The organism is Gordonia sp. DT101 (assembly GCF_049844895.1).
Classification (GTDB): Bacteria; Actinomycetota; Actinomycetes; order Mycobacteriales; family Mycobacteriaceae; genus Gordonia.
In genome coordinates this window covers 1,248,037-1,269,956 of sequence record NZ_JBNCLX010000001.1, presented here as the reverse complement: position 1 = coordinate 1,269,956, position 21,920 = coordinate 1,248,037, and the positions used below count along the sequence as shown (strand labels likewise).

19 protein-coding genes are annotated in these 21,920 nt (G+C 65.0%); 11 read left to right on the top strand and 8 right to left on the bottom strand.

Going from position 1 to position 21,920, the window contains the following annotated elements; genetic code table 11:
• Positions 1-335 precede the first annotated feature (335 nt).
• Positions 336-605, top strand: a complete 270-nt coding sequence (locus ACLQ3I_RS06035; RefSeq protein WP_425800575.1) for a DUF7218 family protein — start codon at positions 336-338, stop codon at positions 603-605.
• Positions 606-626: 21 nt separating this feature from the next.
• Here the strand turns inward: ACLQ3I_RS06035 and ACLQ3I_RS06030 are convergent, their stop codons facing one another.
• The gene (locus ACLQ3I_RS06030; RefSeq protein ID WP_425794769.1) at positions 627-1,442 is read right to left on the bottom strand and encodes a LuxR C-terminal-related transcriptional regulator; all 816 of its coding nucleotides are present in this window, start codon (positions 1,440-1,442) and stop codon (positions 627-629) included.
• Positions 1,443-1,605: 163 nt separating this feature from the next.
• Here ACLQ3I_RS06030 and ACLQ3I_RS06025 point away from each other — a divergent pair, with 163 nt between their 5' ends.
• The 3 genes from ACLQ3I_RS06025 to ACLQ3I_RS06015 all read left to right on the top strand — a co-directional run bounded on the left by ACLQ3I_RS06025 (position 1,606) and on the right by ACLQ3I_RS06015 (position 5,732).
• On the top strand, positions 1,606-3,180 hold the full coding sequence (locus ACLQ3I_RS06025) for an AMP-binding protein (protein WP_425800573.1): 1,575 nt from the start codon (positions 1,606-1,608) through the stop codon (positions 3,178-3,180).
• A 272-nt stretch (positions 3,181-3,452) separates the two neighbouring features.
• Positions 3,453-4,004: a DinB family protein gene (locus ACLQ3I_RS06020; RefSeq protein ID WP_425800571.1), complete on the top strand. Its 552-nt coding sequence runs from the start codon at positions 3,453-3,455 to the stop codon at positions 4,002-4,004.
• A gap of 198 nt (positions 4,005-4,202) precedes the next feature.
• Positions 4,203-5,732: a flavin-containing monooxygenase gene (locus ACLQ3I_RS06015; RefSeq protein ID WP_425793454.1), complete on the top strand. Its 1,530-nt coding sequence runs from the start codon at positions 4,203-4,205 to the stop codon at positions 5,730-5,732.
• A gap of 1 nt (position 5,733) precedes the next feature.
• On the opposite strand, the gene ACLQ3I_RS06010 is transcribed toward ACLQ3I_RS06015, so the two are convergent.
• Positions 5,734-7,299, bottom strand: a complete 1,566-nt coding sequence (locus tag ACLQ3I_RS06010; RefSeq protein WP_425800569.1) for a molybdopterin-dependent oxidoreductase — start codon at positions 7,297-7,299, stop codon at positions 5,734-5,736.
• Positions 7,300-7,523: 224 nt separating this feature from the next.
• Between ACLQ3I_RS06010 and ACLQ3I_RS06005 the strand changes: the two genes are divergently transcribed.
• Both ACLQ3I_RS06005 and ACLQ3I_RS06000 read left to right on the top strand, forming a co-directional pair.
• Positions 7,524-8,192: a fasciclin domain-containing protein gene (locus ACLQ3I_RS06005; RefSeq protein ID WP_425793452.1), complete on the top strand. Its 669-nt coding sequence runs from the start codon at positions 7,524-7,526 to the stop codon at positions 8,190-8,192.
• A gap of 130 nt (positions 8,193-8,322) precedes the next feature.
• On the top strand, positions 8,323-9,513 hold the full coding sequence (locus tag ACLQ3I_RS06000; RefSeq protein ID WP_425800567.1) for a TY-Chap domain-containing protein: 1,191 nt from the start codon (positions 8,323-8,325) through the stop codon (positions 9,511-9,513).
• A 57-nt stretch (positions 9,514-9,570) separates the two neighbouring features.
• On the opposite strand, the gene ACLQ3I_RS05995 is transcribed toward ACLQ3I_RS06000, so the two are convergent.
• From ACLQ3I_RS05995 to ACLQ3I_RS05985, 3 genes are all read right to left on the bottom strand, one after another.
• Positions 9,571-9,951 carry a DUF6188 family protein gene (locus tag ACLQ3I_RS05995; RefSeq protein WP_425800565.1) on the bottom strand — a complete coding sequence of 127 codons (381 nt, stop codon included), beginning with the start codon at positions 9,949-9,951 and terminating at the stop codon, positions 9,571-9,573.
• Positions 9,948-11,063 carry a hypothetical protein gene (locus ACLQ3I_RS05990; RefSeq protein WP_425800563.1) on the bottom strand — a complete coding sequence of 372 codons (1,116 nt, stop codon included), beginning with the start codon at positions 11,061-11,063 and terminating at the stop codon, positions 9,948-9,950. Before ACLQ3I_RS05990 ends, ACLQ3I_RS05995 begins: the two co-directional genes overlap by 4 nt.
• Before the next feature lie 139 nt (positions 11,064-11,202).
• Positions 11,203-11,490 (bottom strand): FmdB family zinc ribbon protein, encoded by a 288-nt coding sequence (locus ACLQ3I_RS05985; protein WP_425800561.1) that lies wholly within the window; start codon positions 11,488-11,490, stop codon positions 11,203-11,205.
• Between the two features lie 117 nt (positions 11,491-11,607).
• On the opposite strand from ACLQ3I_RS05985, the gene fmdA reads away from it, so the two are divergent.
• The 3 genes from fmdA (at position 11,608) to ACLQ3I_RS05970 (ending at position 14,782) form a co-directional block, all read left to right on the top strand.
• Positions 11,608-12,861 (top strand): formamidase, encoded by a 1,254-nt coding sequence (gene fmdA, locus ACLQ3I_RS05980; RefSeq protein WP_425793448.1) that lies wholly within the window; start codon positions 11,608-11,610, stop codon positions 12,859-12,861.
• Between the two features lie 483 nt (positions 12,862-13,344).
• The gene (locus ACLQ3I_RS05975; protein ID WP_425800559.1) at positions 13,345-14,469 is read left to right on the top strand and encodes an LGFP repeat-containing protein; all 1,125 of its coding nucleotides are present in this window, start codon (positions 13,345-13,347) and stop codon (positions 14,467-14,469) included.
• A 55-nt stretch (positions 14,470-14,524) separates the two neighbouring features.
• Complete coding sequence (locus ACLQ3I_RS05970; RefSeq protein WP_425793446.1) at positions 14,525-14,782, top strand: hypothetical protein; 258 nt, start codon at positions 14,525-14,527, stop codon at positions 14,780-14,782.
• Between the two features lie 589 nt (positions 14,783-15,371).
• On the opposite strand, the gene ACLQ3I_RS05965 is transcribed toward ACLQ3I_RS05970, so the two are convergent.
• Positions 15,372-16,451: an IS110 family transposase gene (locus ACLQ3I_RS05965; protein WP_425800744.1), complete on the bottom strand. Its 1,080-nt coding sequence runs from the start codon at positions 16,449-16,451 to the stop codon at positions 15,372-15,374.
• Positions 16,452-16,880: 429 nt separating this feature from the next.
• On the opposite strand from ACLQ3I_RS05965, the gene ACLQ3I_RS05960 reads away from it, so the two are divergent.
• Positions 16,881-18,128: a DUF222 domain-containing protein gene (locus tag ACLQ3I_RS05960; RefSeq protein WP_425800557.1), complete on the top strand. Its 1,248-nt coding sequence runs from the start codon at positions 16,881-16,883 to the stop codon at positions 18,126-18,128.
• Positions 18,129-18,328: 200 nt separating this feature from the next.
• On the opposite strand, the gene ACLQ3I_RS05955 is transcribed toward ACLQ3I_RS05960, so the two are convergent.
• On the bottom strand, positions 18,329-19,570 hold the full coding sequence (locus tag ACLQ3I_RS05955) for a fatty acid desaturase family protein (RefSeq protein ID WP_425793443.1): 1,242 nt from the start codon (positions 19,568-19,570) through the stop codon (positions 18,329-18,331).
• A gap of 9 nt (positions 19,571-19,579) precedes the next feature.
• Complete coding sequence (locus ACLQ3I_RS05950; RefSeq protein ID WP_425793442.1) at positions 19,580-20,692, bottom strand: ferredoxin reductase; 1,113 nt, start codon at positions 20,690-20,692, stop codon at positions 19,580-19,582.
• 144 nt (positions 20,693-20,836) lie between these two features.
• Here ACLQ3I_RS05950 and ACLQ3I_RS05945 point away from each other — a divergent pair, with 144 nt between their 5' ends.
• Positions 20,837-21,586, top strand: a complete 750-nt coding sequence (locus ACLQ3I_RS05945) for a phosphatase PAP2 family protein (RefSeq protein WP_425800555.1) — start codon at positions 20,837-20,839, stop codon at positions 21,584-21,586.
• The last annotated feature ends 334 nt before the right edge of the window (positions 21,587-21,920 follow it).

Sequence of the window (21,920 nt, the reverse complement as noted above, 5' to 3'; positions counted from 1 at the left end):
GTCGTCCCTCTCCGCTTCGGCTGTCTCCCAACCCTAGAACGAAACCGGCGCTTCGGGCACCAACCCGGCCTTTCGATATCGATTCTCACCAGACAGCATGTGCCGGCCGCGAGCGGTTGCGTTGTCTGCACTGAGCGGCGGGGGCGCTCCCGTCTCGTCCTTCTTTGTCGCACTGGGAGACTCCATGTTCCGCTGAGGCGAACTGCCACCGGGCGTGCGGTGATTCGTCAAATTTCCGCCCCACCGGCGTAGCCTCGAAAACAGGCCCTCGGTTGAGAAGACAGACGAGACCACGAGATTTCGAAGCTCAGTTTCGATGATCAGAGGAGGCAGCCATGCCAGAACGCGACCCCGGACCTTCCGTCAAGGACGACGAGCTGTACGAGAAGTTGCGCGACGAAGGCAACTCCAAGGAGAAATCCGCCCGGATCGCGAACGCCGCCGCCAACCAATCCCGATCAAAGGTCGGCGAGAAAGGTGGCGAGTCCGGCTCCTACGAGGACTGGACCGTCGATGAATTGCGAAAACGCGCAAAAGAACTCGATCTCACGGGTTACTCGGACCTGAACAAGGACCAGCTCATCGAGGCGTTGCGGAATCACTGAATCCGGTGACCACGGTGTTCGTCAGCCGGGCAGCAGACCTGCGCGGCGAGCGATGACGACCGCCTCCAACCGCGTCGACGCACCGAGTTTGCGCATCGCGTCTTTCATGTAACCCTTGGCGGTCTGCACACCGACGCCGAGGCTCTCGGCGATCCGCGCATTGCTGTAGCCGAGAGCCGCCAACGACAGCACATCCTGCTCTCTGCGCGTGAGCGCGACTCCCGGGCCTCCCGACGAGCCGATCAGCGATTCGGTGATCAGGTCGAGTTCCCGCGTGAACGCCGGGTCGTCGACGGCTTGTGCCAGCACCCGCAGCCGGGCATACGCGTCGGTGATCCGGTCGCGCAGTGCACCCATCTCCGGGGCGGCTGCCTCCGATTCCACGGCGGCACGGGTCGCGACGATCTGCTGTTCGAGTGCACGCGCCTCCATCGCCAGGACGTCGAGCGTGCGGTTTCCGATCGGGTCGTCGGTGTGCAGCGCACCGTACAGAACCGCGACGGGCGTGCGGTCGACGATCACCGGTGCCGCGGCCATCGCACGGAGTCCCTCGGTCGCGATGATCGTGTTGTAGCGATGGGTGATGTTCGGGGTGCGCAGATAGTCGTCGACGGCGACCGGGCGGCTCACGCTGACGACCTTGCCGCCGAGACCGTGCCCGACGTCCACCGACACCCCGGCCAACGCGCCGATGGTGTTCCCGACGAAATGCTCGAGTCGCACACTCCGTTGTCGGGTCCCGACCGCGGGTTTGACCATGCCGGCAAACGCGAGCGATACCCCGCTGGTTCGGCGGACGCGGCGCAGCGCATCTGTGACCAGCGTCGATTCGCTCATGGCAGCCTCCAGGCGTCTCGGCGTCAACCCGCGATCTCGGCGCGACCCCTCTTCGGGGGGTGTTCGGAATGCGCCACCACCGGGACAATGTGACCTAGCTTACCCGTGGGCCGGATCCGATCCGGCCCGCTCGTTCCGCCCCCGGCACCGACAGAGGTTCACCATGACGCAGACCGCTCCCACCCCCGCCGACCACGCCTCGGTCACCGCGACCATCGACGCCTGGCTCACCACCTTCGGCGCCGACGACGCGAACGCCGCCGAACTCCTGGTGGATCGCCACGACCCGGCCGCCATCGCCTTCACCACCATCGAGGTCGACGGCGACGATCTGGTCACCGTCGACCTCACCTATGGCGAACTCGCCGATTCCTCCAAGCGATTCGCCACCGCGCTCTCCGAGGCGGGCATCGGTCGCGGGGACACCGTCGGAGTCCTGATGGGCAAGCGCGCTGAACTGGTCGTCGCGTTGCTCGCCATCGCGCGACTGGGCGCCGTCTACATCCCGCTGTTCACCGCCTTTGCACCGCCGGCCATCGAGATGCGCCTGACGGCCGGCGAGGCACGCGTGGTGATCACCGAGCCGAGTCAGGCCTCGAAGCTCGACGGCGTGGACGGCATCAGCACGATCGTCGCCGGTGAACAGTTCGACGATCTCGTCGCCACCAGCGCGCCCATCGCCGAATCGGTGGCCGTCGGCGGCGACGACGCGCTCATCCTGCTGTTCACCAGCGGCACCACCGGCGCACCCAAGGGCGTCCCGGTGTCGGTACGCGCGCTCGCGTCGTTCGCCTGCTACATGCACTACGGCCTCGACGTCGCCGCCGACGACGTGTTCTGGAACGCCGCCGATCCCGGCTGGGCCTACGGGCTCTATTACGGCGTGCTCGGCCCGTTGTCGCTCGGTCGTCGAAACCTGTTGCTGCACGCCGGTTTCTCACCTGAGCTGACCGCGCGCACCATCCGGGAACTGGGCGTCACCAACTTCGCTGCCGCACCCACGGTGTACCGGTCGCTGTCGAAGGACCCGTCGTTCACCGGCTTCACCCTGCGGCGCGCGTCATCGGCGGGTGAGCCGCTGACCCCCGATGTGATCGAGTGGGCGAAGACCGCACTGAACACCGAGGTCCGTGATCACTACGGGCAGACCGAACATGGCATGTTCATCAACAATCACTGGCACCCCGACGTCGCCGAACCGCTGATTCCCGGCTCGATGGGCAAGCCCATGCCGGGCTTCGCGGCAGGCATCGTCGACGGCCAGATCGCCATCGACGTGGCGCGGAGTCCGCTGATGTGGTTCACCGGTTATCTCGATGCGCCGGACAAGACCGCCGCGCGTTTCACCGACGACAAGACGTGGTACCTCACGGGTGACACCGGCCGGATGGACGAGAACGGTCGCTATTTCTTCACCGCCCGCGATGACGACGTGATCATCATGGCGGGCTACCGGATCGGCCCCTTCGACGTGGAGAGTGTGCTGATCACGCATCCCTCGGTGATGGATGTGGCCGTCGTCGGCCGCCCCGACGAACTGCGCGGTGAGGTCCTCGAGGCCTTTGTGGTACTCGCGGAAGGAGTCTCCGGGACCGATGACCTGGAGAAGGAACTGCAGCAGCTCGTGAAGACCGGATTCGCGGCGCACGCCTATCCGCGGACCGTGCACTTCGTCGATGCGTTGCCCAAGACGCCGAGTGGCAAGATCCAGCGATTCATCCTCCGCAAGCAGGAGTGAACCAGTGGTCTCGATACACCGCTCACTCCGTTCGCGGTTACTCGACCGGCGATATCGGCAGCGGCCGTTCCTGCCGATCGAGTAGCCCCCGGGCGCAGCGCGCCCCCTCCCGCCGATCGAGTAGCCCCCGAGCGCAGCGAGGGCGCGTATCGAGATCCCGCCGACCAAGTATTCCAACCGACTCGAAACATCGCGGACCGAACCTGTCCGCAATTGTCCATAACGTTGTCCCCAGCACCACAGCGCAAGCACCGACAACGAGAGGCACCATCATGGCCGGCACCTACACCTCTGTCGCACTCCCGTTCACCGTCATCGGTGAGAAAGAAGATCTGCTCACTCTGCTCGCCGATCAGCGGGCGCTCTTCAAGGTCACCGTCCGGGGAATCACCGAGGAGCAGGCCCGCAAGCGGACCACGGTGAGCGAGCTGACCCTCGGCGGTCTGGTCAAGCACCTCGCGCTGGGTGAGCAGAACACGCTCGAGGAGTTGCGCGAACGCGACGAGACGGCCGAGTTCGACATGACCGAGGCCGAGAACGCCTACGATCTCGCCGACGGCGAGACCCTCGCGGGCTGGCTCGACGAGTACGACCGCGCGGCGGCCGAACTCGACGAATATGTCGCGGAGGTCGGCGGCCTCGACGAGCTGATCCCGCAGCCGACCGCTCCATGGCAGCCGGAGCGCGAGTGGTGGACGATCCGGAAGATGATGCTGCACAAGCTTCGCGAGACCGCGCATCACTCGGGTCACGCCGACATCATCCGCGAGGCCCTGGACGGGCAGTCGACGATGGGCGCGCTGTTCACCATGCCTGACGCGTAACGCCGCGCCCACCAGCGGAGCGTGGGCAACCGATGCCCGGCCGAGAAACCTTCGCGACTTCTCCGCACAACCGGGCTTCGAAGAACTACGGTTACCTCAACGGACCCCCGTCGACGGGCTGCGGCCGACAGCGCACAACGGTGGTCGCGAACGTGCTTGCCCACGTTCGTGATCAACACGGTCCGTGATCGTTCCGCCATGAATGCGGAACTCGACGAGGAGGTCCCGGTGAACGAGCCCGACACATCCGGCGTTGGATCGCGCGCCGACGGCGCCGAGCTGTACGACGTCATCATCATCGGCGCCGGGCTCTCCGGCATCGACGCCGCGTACCGTTTGACCGAGTCGGACCCAACCACCCGCTACCTGGTCCTGGAGCGTCGCGACCACATCGGCGGCACCTGGGATCTGTTCCGCTATCCCGGCATACGCTCGGACAGCGACATCTTCACCCTGAGCTTCCCGTTCGAGCCGTGGCGTCGACCCGAAGCCCTCGCCCAGGGCTCGGACATCCGTGACTATGTCACCGCGACGGCGGCCAGGCACGGGATCGCCGAGCACATCCGGTTCGGGCAGCACGTCCGTTCCGCCGACTGGGACTCGAGCACCGACTCCTGGACGATCGCCACCTCGGCGGACGGCACAGAACAGACCTACCGATGTCGGTTCGTCTATTTCGCCACCGGCTATTACGACTACGACGATCCCTACCAACCGCGGTTCGCCGGGCTCGACGACTTCGCCGGAAACGTCGTACATCCACAGCAGTGGCCGGAGGACCTGGACCACTCCGGCAAACGGATCGTCGTGATCGGGAGCGGCGCCACCGCGGTGAGCCTCATCCCGTCGTTGGCACGCACCGCCGAGCACGTCACGATGCTGCAGCGGTCGCCGTCGTACATCGCATCGATGTCGCAGCAGCAGCGAATCAACCCGTTGATCCGGAAGGTCTTGCCGGCCAAGGCCGCCCACAAGGTCATCCGCGCCCGCTACGCGGCGCAGACTGCTGCCATGGTGCACGGGATGCACCGGTTCCCCAAGGTGGGTCGCAAGCTCCTGCGTTCCGGAGTCGCCAAGGAACTCCCCGACAACTATCCGGTCGACGTGCATTTCAATCCCCGCTACGACCCCTGGGATCAGCGCATGTGCATGGTCCCTGACGGCGATCTGTTCGCCGAGATCACCACCGGCCGTGTGGAGATGGTGACCGATCAGATCGATCGGTTCGACGCGGGCGGGGTCACCCTACAGTCAGGGCGGCACCTCGATGCCGATCTCGTGGTGACGGCCACCGGGCTGCAGCTCCTGGCGTTCGGTGGCATCCGGATTCGCGTCGACGACGCCGAGATCAAGCCACATGACCGCTTCGTCTTCAAGAGCCATCTACTGGAGGATGTCCCCAACCTCGCGTGGTCGGTCGGTTACACCAACGCGTCCTGGACCCTACGCGCGGACATGACAGCACGGGCGGTGGCGAAGCTGTTGCGGTACATGAAGTCTCACGGCTACACCCATGCCTATCCACATCTGGGATCGGAATCGATGGGGTCCAAGCCACTGTGGGACCTCAAGGCGGGTTACGTCGAGCGCTCACCCGACGCCCTCCCCAAGTCGGGCACCCGAGGACACTGGGCGGTCCGCCACAACTACTACCGGGACGCGATCGACCATCGCCTCGACGATGTCGAGGACTCGATGGTGTTCGGCCGGGCGCCTGCGCCGGCCTGACTCACCCCTCGATCCGGAACACCCGACTGTGCCAGCCGGTCGCGCCGTCGGGGATCGGTGCCACCCGCTGTTCGGGTTGGGTACGGCCGGCCGCGTCCGTTGCACGGCAGTGCAGCGTGTGCTGGCCCGGCGTGGCATCCCAGTCCCAGGTCCACTGGCGCCAGGTGTCGACGGAGTACTCGGTCGCCAGAGTGGCGGGCTGCCATGGGCCGTCGTCGACGCGCACCTCCACGCCACGCACGCCGCGATGTTGCGCCCATGCGGTGCCTGCCACCACCACCCGCCCGGCGGGTTGTTTCGACAGTGGCGCCGGACGGTCGATGCGCGACGCGGTCTTGATCGGTGCCCGCACCCCCCAGCCGCGTTTCGTCCAATATGCCTGTGCACGATCGAATCTGGTGATCTCCCAATCGACAACCCACTTGCATGCCGACACGAACCCGTAGAGTCCCGGGATCACCTGCCTAACCGGATAACCGTGTTCGAGAGGTAACGGCTCACCGTTCATACCGATGGCGAGCATCGCGTCCCGGCCGTCCGTGATCGCCTGCAGCGGCGTTCCGGACGTCCAGCCGTCGATGCTGGTGGACAGGAGCATGTCGGCGCCGGATTGCACGCCCGCGCGATCGAGGATCTCGCGCATCGGGAAGCCGAGCCATCGCGCATTGCCCGCGAGATCGCCGCCCACCTCGTTGGACACGCAGGACAGTGTGATGATGCGCTCCATCGTCGGCATCGACATCAGGTCGTCCCACGAGAGCGTGATCTCCCGATCGACCATCCCGTGGATCCGCAATTGCCAATCACGGGTGCTCAGCTGTGGCACCTGCAGCGCGGTGTCGATCCGGTAGAACGTCCCGTTCCCCGTGACGAACGGGGTCACGCCATCGACCGCCACATCGGTACCCGCCGGGATCGGAGCGGCCTCCGAGGATGCCTTCGGCAACACTTCGCGCATCCGTTCCGCGATCACGCCACCCGTGCGTGCCACCTGTCGGGCGACGAGGACCGAAGCAGCCGAGGCCACCGCGAGCACCCCCACCGCACCGCCGAACTGTCGGCGCGACCAACCCGCCCCATCAGGACTCCGATCAGGGCTGTCCGCGGATTCGGCGGAACCATCCGAACGGGGCCGCGCACCGCGGCACAACACCACCAACACGAGGCCCGACACAACGCCCGACACGAGCGGGGGGAGGACGTACGACGGCTCGAATGTCGGACGGGTCACCGCAGCAAGCACACCGAAAGCCGCGAAGAGCACGACCACCACGAGACCCAGCGGCGGGCGACGGACCTGCAGGATGCCGGCGACCACCGCGAGCAGGGCGATCACCGCGACCATGCCGAGCATCAGCGCCTGCTTGTCGTTGGTCCCGAAGGTCTGGATGGCGAATTCCCGCGCGAAGGCGGGCGAGTGGTCGACCATGAACGCGGCCACGGCCTGATAGGGCGACGCGAATGCCGAGACCGCCAGCGCGACGAGTTCACCCGACGCAACTCCGCAGCCGACGGCGACGAGCCCGGATAAGCCCCCGCGCACATACTTTTCGGTACTGGTGCGCATGAGCATCCTCCTCGTACAACAAGCCTGTCGGGACCTGTTGTCCGTCCATAGACATCTGCTATTCGGCGGAGTCGGACGCCCGGATTGGTCTCACGGGGTCAGCACAGGCGAGCGGGATTCCGACGCAATCGCAAAACTCACACCCATCCGGAATCACGTGGCCAGCGAATGACTCGATGAGACCTGCCGGGCGGTGGGTCCACCATCGACAGATTGGATCGATCATGGCGATCAAAGGAATGCAGCGCGCAGTGCTGGCGGCATCGGGCGCCGTTCTGGCAATCGGCCTCGTGGCAGGATGCTCGTCGGATGACAGCTCCACGACATCTGACTCGACCGCGTCCAGCATGGCACCGATGAGCGGTATGTCCGGCGAAAGCGCCTCCGCCGCACCGGCAGCGATGGTCGGCTCCGGTTGTGCCACCTACGCGCAACAGAATCCGACGGGCCCGGCATCGGTCGACGGTATGGCGATGGCCCCCGTCGCCACGGCAGCGGCCGCGAACCCGATGCTGAAGACCCTCACCCAGGCGGTCTCCGGGCAGCTGAACCCGGACGTGAACCTCGTGGACACGCTCAACAACGGGCAGTACACCGTCTTCGCCCCCACCGACGACGCGTTCGCGAAGCTGCCGCCGGCAACACTCGACAAGCTCAAGACCGACTCCGCGATGTTGACCGACATCCTTACGTACCATGTGGTTCCGGGCCAGATGACTCCGGATCAGGTCGGTGGCGAACACAAGACCGTCGAGGGTAAGTCCCTCACCGTCTCGGGTTCGGGCAACGACATGAAGGTGAACGATTCGGCCGGCGTGGTGTGCGGCGGCGTGAAGACCGCCAACGCCACCGTCTACCTGATCGACACCGTCCTCACACCTCCCGCCGCCTGATCGCGGACCGATCGGGTGCAGCACCGAGCTCCTCACGGCCTCGGTGCTGCCCCGCCGATCCAGCCAGATCAGCTGCGGTAACACGCTTTTCGACTCCAGCATCGCGTCCAGCGATCGAGAGGGGTTCGCCATGACTCTCGCCGACTTCGACGACGACCTCGAGGCCGCATGGCGCCGGTACCGGATCGACCTCGCCGATCACCTCGCGGGCCTACCGGCCGGGGAGGAATTGGTCGTGTCGGCGATTCCCGTCGACGGCAACAGCGCGGCCCATCCCCTGATGACGTGCTCCCTCACCGCATCCCGTAGGTACCGATGTCGCGTCCACGCGCCCACACTTGGCGACGACGAACGACGTCCCGCGCGGATGCGCGTTCTGCGAGACCTCGGCATGCGGTCGTTGCGGGGCGCCGGCGGCGACCTCGTCGTCGATACCGGCAAACGCCAGGTCGACGTCATCTCCGCGATCGTGGCGACAGCATTGCGCGAGGTGTGGGATGTCGTGCATCCGGCATTCCTTCAGGCGTCCTCGGATGAGACCGTCCCCGACGAGCCCGCCATCGAACTCGCCACCCTCGCCCACGACTCGACCCAGTTGCTGAGCCTGGTGATCGACGCCCTCGAAGGACTCACCGGTGTCCGCGTCCACGTCGACCGGCACGGCGAGATCCCACTCCCGACCGATCCGGTCAAGTCGTGGCTACGCGCGATTCACGACGTCGCAGCGATCGAGTGCTACACGATCCTCTCCGATCACGTGCCGGCCTCCGGCGCTGCGGATTTCGTCGCCACCAACGGACGCCAGTGGCCCGGCATCTGCCTGTCGGTCGAGGATGGCCGGGTCCACGCGTCGCACCGCATCGAGTGCTCGGCCTTCCATCCGGCCAACCTCACTGCCGGACTGGAGATCTGGGACTCTTTCATCCGAGACTCTGCGACCGAGATCGCACTGCGCTGCAGCAGGGCACGACCGCGACCCGTGCTTGCCGAGTCAGGCGGGACGCCGGCCGGCCTCGACGGCGTGCTGGACCTGGTCGACGATCGATCGGAGCCGGACGGTATGACCATCGCCGCTTTGTGTCGATACGACGAGACCACCATCCTCGGCTACCTGCGTCACTGCGCCCAACGGTCCAATCGGTGCCGGGCAGACGAGAAGGCTTCCCGACAGCTCGGTGATCCGGACGCGGCCGAGCGCCGGGCCGAGGAGGCCCGCGAATGGCGACACGTCATCAGGTGCCTCGGGACCGCACTGCGTGCCCTCGACGAAGCCCAGAACCGCCGCAGGCCCGAGTCGTCGGGCCGCGAGCACACCACCTGACCGATCCGTGCCAGGCCTCTCGGTCGGCCCCACAATGCCGGCCGCCCGTTCACGCTGTCACTGCGGTGCCGGCGGTGGATCCCAGAACGCCACCTCGCCGTCGGGCATCGCGACGGCCCGGACCCCGTCGGGGGCGACGACGGACCACGCCTCGTATCGGCCGGTCGGGTCGCCGCCGATGTCGACTCGCGATCCGTCGTCGAAGGTCAGTGACAACGTCCCCGGATCATCCACCGTCATTCTGCCGACGGACCTGCCGGTCAACGATTCGAGAGTGCTGGGCACTTCGTCCGGCGGGATGACCGCGCCCTCCCCCGAGCGGATCGCGTCATAGACCTCGAGCACGATGGTCCAGTCGAGGTCGGTGCGGATGACGATTCGGTACGGCTCGATCACCACCTCGGAGATCGTCTGAGGCCGGTCGGTGATGCTCGTCATTTCTGTGGCCATCCGCTGGGGACCGACGGGAACTGACCATCCGGTCCGAGATCGTGGTGGGTCAGGTCCGGGCCGGTCGGCTTCATCTGCTGGTCGACTGGTTGTCCGTACTTGTTGTAGTACCGAACGTACCCGTTCGGGTGTTGCGGGGTCGGCTCCATGATCCGGATCGAGTTCTCGTCGCCCTGGGAACCCGGCGGACGCCACACGACTCCCTTTCCGTTCCGCGCGGGTCCCGCGACGTAGCCCTCCGGAACCTGCGGCGGGCGAGGGGCGCCCTGCTGCCATGGTCGCAACTTCGCCGGCGCGGGGGCGGGCTTCTGGGCGGCGGGCGGCTGGGCGGCAGGCGGCTGGGCCGGTCTGGCCGGAGCGGATTCGGGGGCCTTGGGCGCCGGGGCAGGTGCGGGCTCTGCCGGTACCTTCGGGGCCGGCGGCTTCATGCCTGGCAGCGGGAGACCGCCGCCCCGGGGCATCGGGATCTCGACGGGCGGAAGCTCGACGAACGGATTCTCGTTGTCGACGATGCCGTCGTGATCGTTGTCGACACCGTCCATACCCGGACTGTCGAGTGGTGTCGCAGGCGGATCGTCCCGGTCCGGCGTGCGATCCTCGGTGCGGCCGCTCGTGCCTGGACGTCCGTGCGAACTCCGATCCGGCGACGAGTCCGGACGAGCGAAGGTGTTCGGCGTGCTCTTGTTCGGGCCGCGATTCTCGGACGGACCCGACGGGCGGTCGGCGCCCTTCCGCTTGTTCCCACTTCTCGCGCCATGGTCAGAAGTATTCGGCGCCTTGGTCTTCGGGGAGTACTTGTGCGGATCGCGATCCGGCTTCGCCGGTGACCTGTGAGGCGTCGACGGCTTCTTGGGAGCCGCTGGGCTCGACGGCGCCGGCCGAGGTTTGATCTTGTGCGCCTCGCCGCGCCGGTTTCCCGGTGACGGTGTCGCCTTGTTGTGGCCACTCTTGCTGTTCCCCGACTGCGACGACGCACCGCCGCCCATGCCGTTGGTGGAAGCCGCACCGGCATGTGCCAGTGGGAGAATGGCGATGAGAACGGCGGCCACAGCGGTGACACAGGCGCCGATAAGCACCGTGATGGCTCTGGAAGATCGCATGTTGTCTCGACTCTCGCGAATGGATGGGTCGAGATGAATCTAGGTCGGCATCATCCTCTCCGAACCCCGTGAGGAACCAATTCGGTTCAGCGAACGACGGCCGGGAACATTCAAGGTCCCGGCGGCGTCGGCCCGGCCGTCACGGCCTCGGCAGCTTGCGGTGCAACGGGTTCGTCGACACCGGAGTGGGCGTGCGACGTCGACCGGGGACGCTCGACACCACCTGCGGTGAGTCGGCAGTCGACCTGGTCGCATCCTGTAGACGAACCGCCGCCGTATTGCCCGCGCCCAACGCCGGGGCGCCTATCACCCGTCGCGCATCATGTCCGCATTCCGGGCACGTCGACTCATCCGAGATCGACGTCATCGAATGCTGCTCGGTGAAGTCATCGCAGAACTCCGAGCATCGGTACACGTAGGTCGGCATGGCTTTCACCCTAGGCGTACGTCGCCGACCAGATGCGTCGTAGACGCTGCCGATACCGGCCTGCATCACTAGACTCATCCCCGAGCCGATCCGTCGTCGGAAGTTGAGGGAGTCGCTGTGCCGGAGTTGTTGTTCCCACTGGATTCGTCGAAGAGCTTCACCGATCAACAGATCGTCGGCCACAACCGCTGGCATCCCGACATCCCGCCTGCGGTCACCGTCAAACCGGGCGACACCTTCCGCGCACATTGCCGCGAGTGGTTCGACGGCGCCATCCACAACGACGACTCGGCAGACGACATTCTCAACGCCCCACTGAACAACGTGCACACCCTGTCCGGGCCGTTCGCGATCGAGGGCGCAGAGCCAGGTGATCTGCTGATCGTCGACATCCTCGACGTCGGGCCGATCCCGCAGGAGGATTCGGGCCCGCTTGCCGGTCAGGGCTGGGGCTACACAGGAATCTTCGCCACCCGCAACGGCGGCGGATTCCTCACCGAACAATTCCCGGACGCCTACAAGGCCATCTGGGACTTCAGCGGCCAGAGCACCACGTCGAGGCATGTCCCACATGTGAAGTACACCGGCATAGTGCATCCCGGCCTGATGGGTACGGCACCGTCGCCCGAACTGCTGGGCACCTGGAATGCACGTGAGGCGACGCTGATCGCCACCGATCCCGACCGCGTGCCGCCGCTCGCACTGCCGCCCGAGCCGGACGGCGCTGTCCTCGGTTCCTTGTCCGGCGCCGAATTCGACCGCGTCGCAGGCGAAGCCGCCCGGACCGCACCGCCCAGGGAGAACGGCGGGAACCAGGACATCAAGAATCTCACCAAGGGCACCCGGGTGTTCTATCCGGTGTTCGTTCCCGGTGCGAATCTCTCGTTCGGCGACTTGCACTTCTCCCAGGGCGACGGTGAGATCACCTTCTGCGGCGCCATCGAGATGGGCGGCTTCATGGACCTCCACGTCGATCTGATCAAGGGCGGCATGGAGACCTACGGTGTCACCGAGAACGCCATCTTCCTGCCCGGCAACACCGACCCGCAGTACTCGGAGTGGATCGCCTTCTCCGGTACGTCGGTGACCCTCGACGGTGAGCAACGCTACCTGGATTCGGATCTCTCCTACCAGCGCGCCTGCCTACACGCGATCGACTACCTCACCAAGTTCGGCTACAGCCCTGAGCAGGCCTACCTCCTTCTCGGGTCGGCGCCCATCGAAGGGCGGCTCTCCGGAGTGGTCGACATCCCCAATTCGTGTGCGACGGTCTACATCCCCACGGCGATCTTCGACTTCCCGATCGCTCCGTCGAAGGAGGGGCCGGTACGGATCGATCCGGGGATGGGTGCGCCGACGGCGAGTTTCTGAGGGTTCCTGTGTGTTTGTCAATGGGGATTCTGTTCGAACGCTCGCTGGGCGCAGGTGAGCGAGGTGTGGGCGATGGGGTACTGCCCGGGAAGCATTGTCCTACACCTCGCCGCCTGTATCTGTCCGATGGAAGTAAGCCTTGTGCCGCCTTACGTATCTGCCAGGCGATGAGTCCAGCTGAGCCACGACCGTCAATCAACTGTCCCCCATTCTGTTTCGCTTGTTTGCCAGGCCCGACCTGCCCACTCAGTGCAAGCCCCAATGCCGGTCATGGCTCGTAGATGCTCGGCGGCGTATCCGTTAGACGCTTTCATTCCACACGTTGCTGGCCCATAGCCCTCACCGCTCCAGTACAGGTGACTGCGGCTCCCGCTGAGGCATGTATCTACAGCGTCGTCTTTCGGTCGCGGAGTTGGCACCGGCGCGCACAGCATCCAGAGCCTCATCAATGACAAGTGGAAGGCGACGGGTGCAGAAACGGGCGTGCTCGGCTTCCCGACCTCCGACGAGATCGTCGCCCCGGACGGCGCGGGACGGTACTCAACGTTCCAGCACGGCGCCATCTACTGGTCACCGACAACGGGAGCACATTCGGTCATCGGCACCATCTACGACCAGTGGGCTGCGGCCGGCTACGAACGCAGCGACCTCGGCTACCCCGTCTCTGATGCGACCGTGGCGGCCGGATCATCGGTCGAGGAGCAGGAGTTCCAGAACGGTCGTCTCTACTCCTCGGGGGCACGACTCACCGCCGATCTGATCCCGGCCGGGCTGTCATTCGGTCTTCCCAGCCTGGGAACGCTCACGGTGGAAGCGGTCACCGACGGCGTCACCTTTCATGGCGACGGCTTCGACGTCACACTCCTCAAGCGGAGCGAGATCTACGCGGAGATTGGCATCGACATCCTGGGAGCACAGGCGCCGCGCGATTTCACGATGCTTCTGCCGGTACCTGCCGGATTCCGACTCCAGGCCGACGGTGGCCGCGTGGACCTGCTGGCCCCTGACTCGAGCGTTATCGCGGCCATTGGGCTCCCGATTGCGACAGATTCTGCGGGCGCGCTGGTCGATGTCAGTGCGGTTACCGCGGGGAGCAGTGTGACGTTCCAGTTCGACAAGACTGCACGCGTGCCCGTCGATTCTCTGTTCGAAGCTGCCACCAGCAGCTACGACGATTTCATGAGCATCGGCACGCAGCAGCGATGGGTCTGCGGCACCAATCCGAACGACTGCCGTCGCGCCTTCCCCGCGCAGTCGATGGCTCAGAAGATCTCGTTGCAGGAGTTCCCCGGTGCTGATCAGGGGGACAACCGAGCCGATGCGGCGCGGCACTGCTTATGGCAGGCATACACCACGGAGATGGCCAACGAAGACTTCGCGATACAGATCGCCGACGCCCACGAGCAGGACGCACCCGGCACCCCACAGGCCAACGCGATGGATGCGTACAACAACGTGACCGGACGCGCGGTCGGCCTGCGCAACGAAGGTAATCACGCCGGCATCGAGGATACGAGTCTTCGCTATGCACACGAGGCCCGTATCGTTCCGGACCTGGTCGGTCTGGACAATGAAGATGGCAACGATCTCATCGTCTTGAAAGACTGACAGGATGGACCACTCGAAAACTGACGCCCGGTCAACTCCGACGGGTCCCCCGCAGATGGCCTGGGCCTTGGTGCAAGGCCTCTGCGGCCTTCCTGCCGGAGCGCTCTGGTGGACCGCGTTTCTGGCCGTGCCAGAAGTCGGCCATTGGATGATCAATGCGCTTGTTCTGGCCCCGCTCCTCGCGGTGCTGGTCGCGATCCTGCTGCACACCAAGTGGCCGTTATTCAGAGTTTTCGGGTGGTCACTGGTGGTGGGGACGGTGGTCTACGGCTACTTGTTCACCTTCGGCGTCCTGATCCACATCGGATGGTAGAAACGTGCAACACGTGGGCAGGGCGAGGTGCCGTCGGGGGACAACCCCGACGGCACCACCACCGCGAGAAACCACACGAGTTCATTGAATTGACTTCTTACGACCTGGTTGGCGGCGCCAAGGATGACCGCGGATTCGGTCATCAACCTGAGATAGCCACACGCCTGGACGCCGAGTCGCTCACCGATGCACAGATCGGCTGCTGGCTCCGGGGGCACAGGGCACGGCGGCAACTGCGGGTCGGCGTCACTCTTGCAAACAACCCTGAGGTACAGCAGGTGGGCGACCAAAAATTGAACTGGTGTTGACCGATGAGGACCGGGAGACGCTGACGCGAACTGCCCACTGCTCCCGGTTTCGGGCCAGTACACCATCTGGTGTGGCTGCACCGCCCCCCCCAGTACGATTTCCGAGGCGAAAGCGATCAGGCCATCGACAGCCACTACATCGCCGCGTGATTCACCGTCCCCGACACAGCCTGTAACGAGGGTCGGGGGGAACGCCACCATCACTGGCGCCAAAGCACAGATCTACTCCACCGAGGGCTACTCCCACCACCAATTCACCCGTTGGCCCCAAGTCTCCGGGATCAACGGCGCCAACCAGTACGTGAACTGCCAAGAGCTGCCTGACTACATGGGCGCGAGACTGCTGAATGATCGTCTCTCATTGTGCGCCATAACCGTTTCGCCACTTGTCGTTTGAGGCAGCGCATCGCCTCGCGTGAGGTCTTCCCTTCGGACATCTTGCGCTGGTGGTAGGCGTATCCGTCGCTGCTGGGTGTTCTGGCTTGAGTAACGGCGACGATGTGGATCGCCGAGTTCAGAGTGCGATCGCCGTAGCGTGAGAGCCGGTGACGTTGTTTGTCGGCACTGGCGACCTCGACAGGAGCGGTACCGGTGTAGCTCGCGAATGCAGCCTCGTTCGCGAAGCGGGTCGGATCACCGGTCCGAGCGAGAATCCTTGCCGCAGTCGCGATCCCGACGCCATTAATCTTCATCAGCTTTGTGCCACTCGCAGCGAGCTCGGTCTTGACTCGGGTGCTGAGGTCGTCAATCTGAAACTGGATTCGCCGCAGGTCGCCGACTATCTCGAGGGCGACGTTCTTACGCATCGCGTCTGCCTGAGTCTCGGGCCGGAACGCTTTGAGCTGCTTGGCGGCGTCTTCGGTGTCGAAATCACGTCCAATGCCGCCCGGGAACAGCTCTCGCAGCAGCGCGTGGAGCTGATTGACGAGCCGCCCGTTCTGCTTGACCAGGTCGACCCGGCGTTCGTCGAGGACTCGCAAGACACCGGTTTGGCCTTCTGGGGCGACCGGCCGAAAATCGCCCTGACTGAATGCCACACACGCCGCCGCAGCGGCATCGATGCGGTCGTTCTTGCGGCGGCCACCACGCGAGAGTTGACGCACCCGGGCCGTCGCCGTCGATGGGACATCGACGACCGCCTCACCGCGGCTGACCAACCACTGCGTGAGATGGTGCCCGAGCCCGGAAGCGTTCTCCACGGCCCAAATCCGATCCGGCCACGCCTTGGACCATGTGATGAGCTGTGCGTAATCGTCGAACGATGACCTGATCCGCACAGATCCGAGATCCCGGTTGTTGGCCGAGTTCACCGCGGTAGCGGTGTGGGTGGACTTGTGCGGGTCGATACCGATCACGATCACTGTGAGGTGCGCCTTCCGAGCAGTGGACAGTGGCAATCCGCTGCCGGCATTCCGACTTCCAGCCACCCAGGGACGGGCGGCGTTCCTGTGTTGAGCCAGGCAGCGAACAGTGACCGCGAGGAAACAGAACCCTCTTAGAGCCAACCCTCCGGCCGGACGGGTGGCAGGAAGCCAGCGAGTCATCCCCGAGGTCACCTACGGCACGCTACGACCCGTAGGTTCGAACACGATGCCGCCCCAACATAGAAGTCGGGAGCCAGATCCGAAGGCGTGACTCCTGTGACTCCTGTTCACGGCAGTCCACTGCAGTCCACTGCAGTCCACTGCAGTCCACTGCAGTCCACTGCAGTCCACTGCTGGTACTGAAAGTCGTTGGGCTAAACCACTATTAGTTCTTGACTCGAACATACATGCGAGTAGTGTGGGGTCATGGGAGCAGCGGGGGATCTCACCATCACCGACATCTTGGGCGAACTGCGTATTGATGCGGAACTCAGCGGTCGCGGCGAATTCGAGGCAATGCAGTCGACCATCAGGGCACGCAACCAGATCGACCATCGTGCAGCCGTCCTCGCCGGTGCACTCGATCGCCTGGGAATCGCCAAAGATCACGGACGGACCACTCGAGAGTTGTTGATCGTCATGGGATTTGCGCCGTCGGCGGCGCAGCGACTGTTGCGCATCGCGGCCGGGGCGGCACAACTCCCGACCCTGGACGCGCACGCTGCCGACGGCGCCATCTCCGGCGAGCACACCGATGCGATCGTGCGCGGCATGAAGCACATCGCGACACGATCGCCGGAACCGATCGATGGGGCGATGCGTCATAAACATGTGACAGATCTTCTCGGACAGTTCTTCTCCGGCGCCACACCCGCCGAGATCATGGATCGCGCACGGACACTCGGCAACCAGATCGCCGCTTCGAGCGAGGGCGGCCTCCCTGCGGCCGAAGATCGGGCGCTCAACACGCTCGATCACGGCAAAGACGATGACGGTCGACTCCAGGTGCGGGCCGACCTCGACGTCGAGGTCGGCGAGAAGTTCCGTGCGGCCATCGACGAGCTGGCAGCGCCCCGGCCAGAACCCGACGGCTCACCGGATGCGCGGTCGACCCAGCGTCGTCAGGCCGACGCCCTGGAGACGCTCCTCGACATCGCCGCCCGCTGTGGCGACACCGCGTCCGCGCCGCGCACCCAGGTGCTGCTGACAGTGCCGGCCGACGCTCCGACGTTGTCGTCGTTGGCGCTCATGGGATCGGTCACCGAGGCCACGATGCGCGCACTTGCATGTGACACGTCGGTCACCACCGTCATCGTCGACGGCGAACGGGTGCCGCTCGACATCAGCCGCGAGAAGCGATTCTTCCCGGCACACCTACGCAAGGCCCTCTACGTTCGCGACCAGTGCTGCATCAAGTGCGGCGCACCTGCCGACCGCACCCACGCCCACCACATCCGTCACTGGGCAGACGGCGGGGACACATGTCTCGTGAACGGCTGCCTGCTCTGTCCGTCGTGTCATGCGGATGTGCATCACCACGGATGGGAGGTGTTCATCGGTTCCGACCAGCATCCATGGCTCATCCCACCGCGGACCGTCGACCCGAGACGCAGACCCCTGCGTGCCTACAACAGACGCGCGCTGACCACCGACGACCTCGCACTGGCCGGCTGACGCTCAACTGGCCCAGCGCTCAACAGGCTCAGCGCTCAACCGTCCCAGCGCAATTGATTTCTCGCACCCGGCAAACAACGGTTCATCCGGCCGGGACCGCATCAGTCCTTTGACAACTCCATAGTGTGAAAAAAGTGAGTGTGAAAGAAGTGTGCGCGCACTGTTGCTCGGGTGGCCGCCCTGACACGGCGGCCGCCCGATCAGCTCGCCGCCTGCACCGGCGCGTTCTTGAGTTCCCGCATCGCAGTGCGTAGACCCCGACGCCGACCGGTCACCGGATCGACCCCGAAGTGGTTCTGTACACCATCGCGCACGGCGAACCGCAACTCCGAGGCAGTCTCGGGCGCATCGTCGGACGTTGCCTTCAACAGCGCGTTGGGCAGCGCGAGCTTGGCGATGGTCCGGAACGACTGAAAATACTGGTGCACAATGGAACCCGTCGTATACGGCAGGTCGTACTTGTCGCACAGTTCACGCACCCGAACGCCGATCTCCTCGTACCGATTGCTCGGCAGATCGGGGAACAGGTGGTGTTCGATCTGGTGGCTCAGGTTGCCGCTCATGAAACGCATCAGCGGTCCGGCACGAAAGTTCGCCGATCCCAGCATCTGTCGGAGATACCAGCGCGGCTGGTCCTCGTTCTCGTACTCCTCGACGGTGAACTTCTCGGCACCGTCCGGAAAGTGACCGCAGAAGATCACCATGTACGACCAGTAGTTGCGAATGATGTTGGCGGTGAAGTTGGCGGTGATGTTCGACTTCCAATTGGGACCGGCAAGGACCGGGAAGATCAGGTAGTCCTTGGCCGCCTGCTTACCGACCTTACGACCGATGATCCGCAGATCCTTGAAGGCCTGCCGGTAGGACTTCTCCTTCTTGCGGAGCTTCTCGGTCTCCAGATGATGGAGCGCCACACCGTATTCGAAGAAGGTACCGAGGGTGAGGTTATAGAACGGGTTCCCGACGTTCCACCACTCCCACGGCTGGTCGCGGGTCACCCGCAGAATCCCGTAACCCACGTCGTCGTCCATCCCGACGATGTTGGTGTACTTGTGATGGACGAAGTTGTGGGAGTGCTTCCACTGCACGCTCGGGCACGTGGTGTCCCACTCCCAGGATGATGAATGGACCTCCGGATCGTTCATCCAGTCCCACTGCCCGTGCATCACGTTGTGCCCGAGTTCCATGTTCTCCACGATCTTCGCCAGACCGAGGATGGCGGTTCCTGCCACCCATGCCGGCTTGCGGTTGCTGAACATGAGCACCACACGACCGGTGGCGGCGAGGCTGCGCTGGATGGTGATCGAGCGCCGGATGTAGCGGGCATCCGACTCGCCGCGTTCTTCCTCGATGTCCCGCCGGATGGCATCGAGCTCTGCGCCCAATGCCTCGACGTCGGCGTCGGTCAGGTGTGCGTATTGATCAATGTCGGTGATCGCCATTGCTCCCCTTTACAGGTCGAGTGTGCATTCTCCAGACACGGTGCTGATACATGTCTGGATTCGATCTCCTTCACGATGCTCATCGCCACTGCGCAGGTCGCGCACGTAGCCCCCGGCCAATGGAACAACGCAGGTCTGGCAGATGCCCATCCGGCAGCCGAACGGCATCTGGATTCCCAGTCCTTCGCCTGCCTCCATAAGTGTGGTGGCGCCGTCGATCTCAGTGGTCTTACCAGATTTGGTGAACGTGACCGTCCCGCCTTCACCACCCACATCGGTCCGTGCGATGGCGAACCGCTCGATGTGGAGCTGGTCGCGGAGCCCCTCGTCGGCATAGCGCTCCTCGACGGTATCGAGCATTGCCACGGGCCCGCAGGCCCAGCACGAACGGTCACGCCAATCCGGGACCTCGGCATCGAGCTGGTCGAGTTCGAACTTACCGTGCTCGCGGGTGAGCTGCAGTTGCAGACTGTAAGACACCAGGTCGGAGTCCATGCCCTCGAGTTCCTCGAGGAAGATGACGTCGTCTCGGGTGGGCGCCGAGTGCACGTGCACGATGTCGGGCTGCTGCTCGCGTGAGCTCACGGACCGGAGCATCGACATGACCGGCGTGATACCACTGCCCGCGGTGAGGAACAGGATGCTGTCGGGCAACGGCTCGGGCAGATGGAAGTCGCCCTTGGGCGCTGCGAGACGGATGATCGTCCCGGGACTGACACCGTCGACGAGGTGCGTCGACAGGAACCCGTCGGGATTCGCCTTCACCGTGATCGCGATCTTCCGATCGTCCGAACTACCGATCGAGGTCAGCGAATAGGACCGCCAATGCCAGCGCCCGCCGACCTGCAGCCCGATCCCCACGTACTGGCCGGGTTTGTACGACTCAGGAAAACCCCATCCGGTGCGGATGGTGACCGTCGCGGAATCCTCGGTCTCACGCTCGACGTGGACGACCCGGCCGCGCAATTCACGCGCACTCCACAGCGGATTGATGAGGTGCAGATAGTCATCGGGCAACAATGGCGTGGTCGCGCGGGCGATGAGGCCCCGCACGATGTTGACCTCGGGTTTCTTCGCCTCGACGTCGGCCGCCGGGCGCTTGCTCCACTTCAAAAGGTCCATACAGGCTCCTCCCACCCCCTGGTGCACAACTGTACACAGATCTGGCCGTTCGGTCGGAGTGTTCGCGGCACATCTTCGCGGCACATCGGTGGTCCTCAGGTTTCGTCCAGGTCGCTCCCAGACTCACCCTCTAGCGTTGCTCACATGGCCGCGACTGTCACTGGGCGCACCCCCTCCCTCTCACGCGCAGTGATGGTCGCGGCCGCACTCGTCCTGGCCGCCGCAGCCGTCTTCCTGGTCGCGGTGCGGACACCGACCGGCCAACGCATCGACCAGTGGCTCCTGGACGCCGGTCGGCGTATCCCGAAGGCCGACGTACCGGCCATCGTCACGATCGACATCGTTTCCAACCCGCTGCTGTGGCTGGGGGTCGCAGCCGCCGTCGTGGTGCTGATCCAGCTCGGACGGTTCCGCTCGCGCGCCGAGGCCCGGCACACGCTGATCGTGACCGTGGCATTGCTCTCGTTTCCACCGGCCGCCATCCTGGTTGCCCGCATCCTGCGCGACCACGTCCTGACCCGTCCGCAACTCCACGATTGGATCACCGAGACCGCCAATTCGGCACCGAGCGGCCACGCCGCGGCGGTCACTGCCGTCGCCGTGGTGCTGATCCTTGCCACTCCCCCGGTGCTGCGCCCATTGATCGGCATCGTGCTCGGAGGCTGGGCCGCGGTGATCGGCGTCTCGCTCGTCGCGGCCGGCTGGCACCGCCCCAGTGATGTGCTGATCTCGGTGCTCTTGGTGGCAGCGGCCGGGATGCTGCTCCCCGATCCGTGGCGTGGACCTCGCAGGCGTCGTGTCGAGGAACCCACCTCAGCCGACCGGCCAGACCACCCGTTCGAGAGGTCGGCCGTCGACCAGCCGACCGATGTTGTCGCACTATCTACTCCTTGATGGCGGACGGTCGGGCCACGCTGGTCAATTAGGCGCTGTACAGGCGTGCCCGAGACGCGCAGAACAAGCGCAGCATCCTGCACGACGACATGGCCGCGAAGCTCGTTGACGCCAGCGACCAAGGCTTCGTGAAGTTCCGAGGGCCGCGATCCGGCTACGGAATGCGGGCGCTGGGTTGGTTCCCGTCGGTAAAGACCTACAGCTCAATCCATATCGCACTGATCCGCCGTGACTCCTTGCCCTGAACAGCCAATCTGCATCTTGCCGAGTCGAGGCAGTCGGCCTAGCCTGGACCGACAGGTACATCGGGACCCGGGGCGTTCGTGCCGCGGCC

Excerpts from the sequence above, each read along its gene's own strand:
- ACLQ3I_RS06035 (WP_425800575.1), top strand. The coding sequence starts at position 336 with ATGCCAGAACGCGACCCCGGACCTTCCGTCAAGGACGACGAGCTGTAC.
- ACLQ3I_RS06030 (WP_425794769.1), bottom strand. The coding sequence starts at position 1,442 with ATGAGCGAATCGACGCTGGTCACAGATGCGCTGCGCCGCGTCCGCCGA.
- ACLQ3I_RS06025 (WP_425800573.1), top strand. The coding sequence starts at position 1,606 with ATGACGCAGACCGCTCCCACCCCCGCCGACCACGCCTCGGTCACCGCG.
- ACLQ3I_RS06020 (WP_425800571.1), top strand. The coding sequence starts at position 3,453 with ATGGCCGGCACCTACACCTCTGTCGCACTCCCGTTCACCGTCATCGGT.
- ACLQ3I_RS06015 (WP_425793454.1), top strand. The coding sequence starts at position 4,203 with ATGAATGCGGAACTCGACGAGGAGGTCCCGGTGAACGAGCCCGACACA.
- ACLQ3I_RS06010 (WP_425800569.1), bottom strand. The coding sequence starts at position 7,299 with ATGCGCACCAGTACCGAAAAGTATGTGCGCGGGGGCTTATCCGGGCTC.
- ACLQ3I_RS06005 (WP_425793452.1), top strand. The coding sequence starts at position 7,524 with ATGGCGATCAAAGGAATGCAGCGCGCAGTGCTGGCGGCATCGGGCGCC.
- ACLQ3I_RS06000 (WP_425800567.1), top strand. The coding sequence starts at position 8,323 with ATGACTCTCGCCGACTTCGACGACGACCTCGAGGCCGCATGGCGCCGG.
- ACLQ3I_RS05995 (WP_425800565.1), bottom strand. The coding sequence starts at position 9,951 with ATGACGAGCATCACCGACCGGCCTCAGACGATCTCCGAGGTGGTGATC.
- ACLQ3I_RS05990 (WP_425800563.1), bottom strand. The coding sequence starts at position 11,063 with ATGCGATCTTCCAGAGCCATCACGGTGCTTATCGGCGCCTGTGTCACC.
- ACLQ3I_RS05985 (WP_425800561.1), bottom strand. The coding sequence starts at position 11,490 with ATGCCGACCTACGTGTACCGATGCTCGGAGTTCTGCGATGACTTCACC.
- ACLQ3I_RS05970 (WP_425793446.1), top strand. The coding sequence starts at position 14,525 with ATGGCCTGGGCCTTGGTGCAAGGCCTCTGCGGCCTTCCTGCCGGAGCG.
- ACLQ3I_RS05960 (WP_425800557.1), top strand. The coding sequence starts at position 16,881 with ATGGGAGCAGCGGGGGATCTCACCATCACCGACATCTTGGGCGAACTG.
- ACLQ3I_RS05955 (WP_425793443.1), bottom strand. The coding sequence starts at position 19,570 with ATGGCGATCACCGACATTGATCAATACGCACACCTGACCGACGCCGAC.
- ACLQ3I_RS05950 (WP_425793442.1), bottom strand. The coding sequence starts at position 20,692 with ATGGACCTTTTGAAGTGGAGCAAGCGCCCGGCGGCCGACGTCGAGGCG.
- ACLQ3I_RS05945 (WP_425800555.1), top strand. The coding sequence starts at position 20,837 with ATGGCCGCGACTGTCACTGGGCGCACCCCCTCCCTCTCACGCGCAGTG.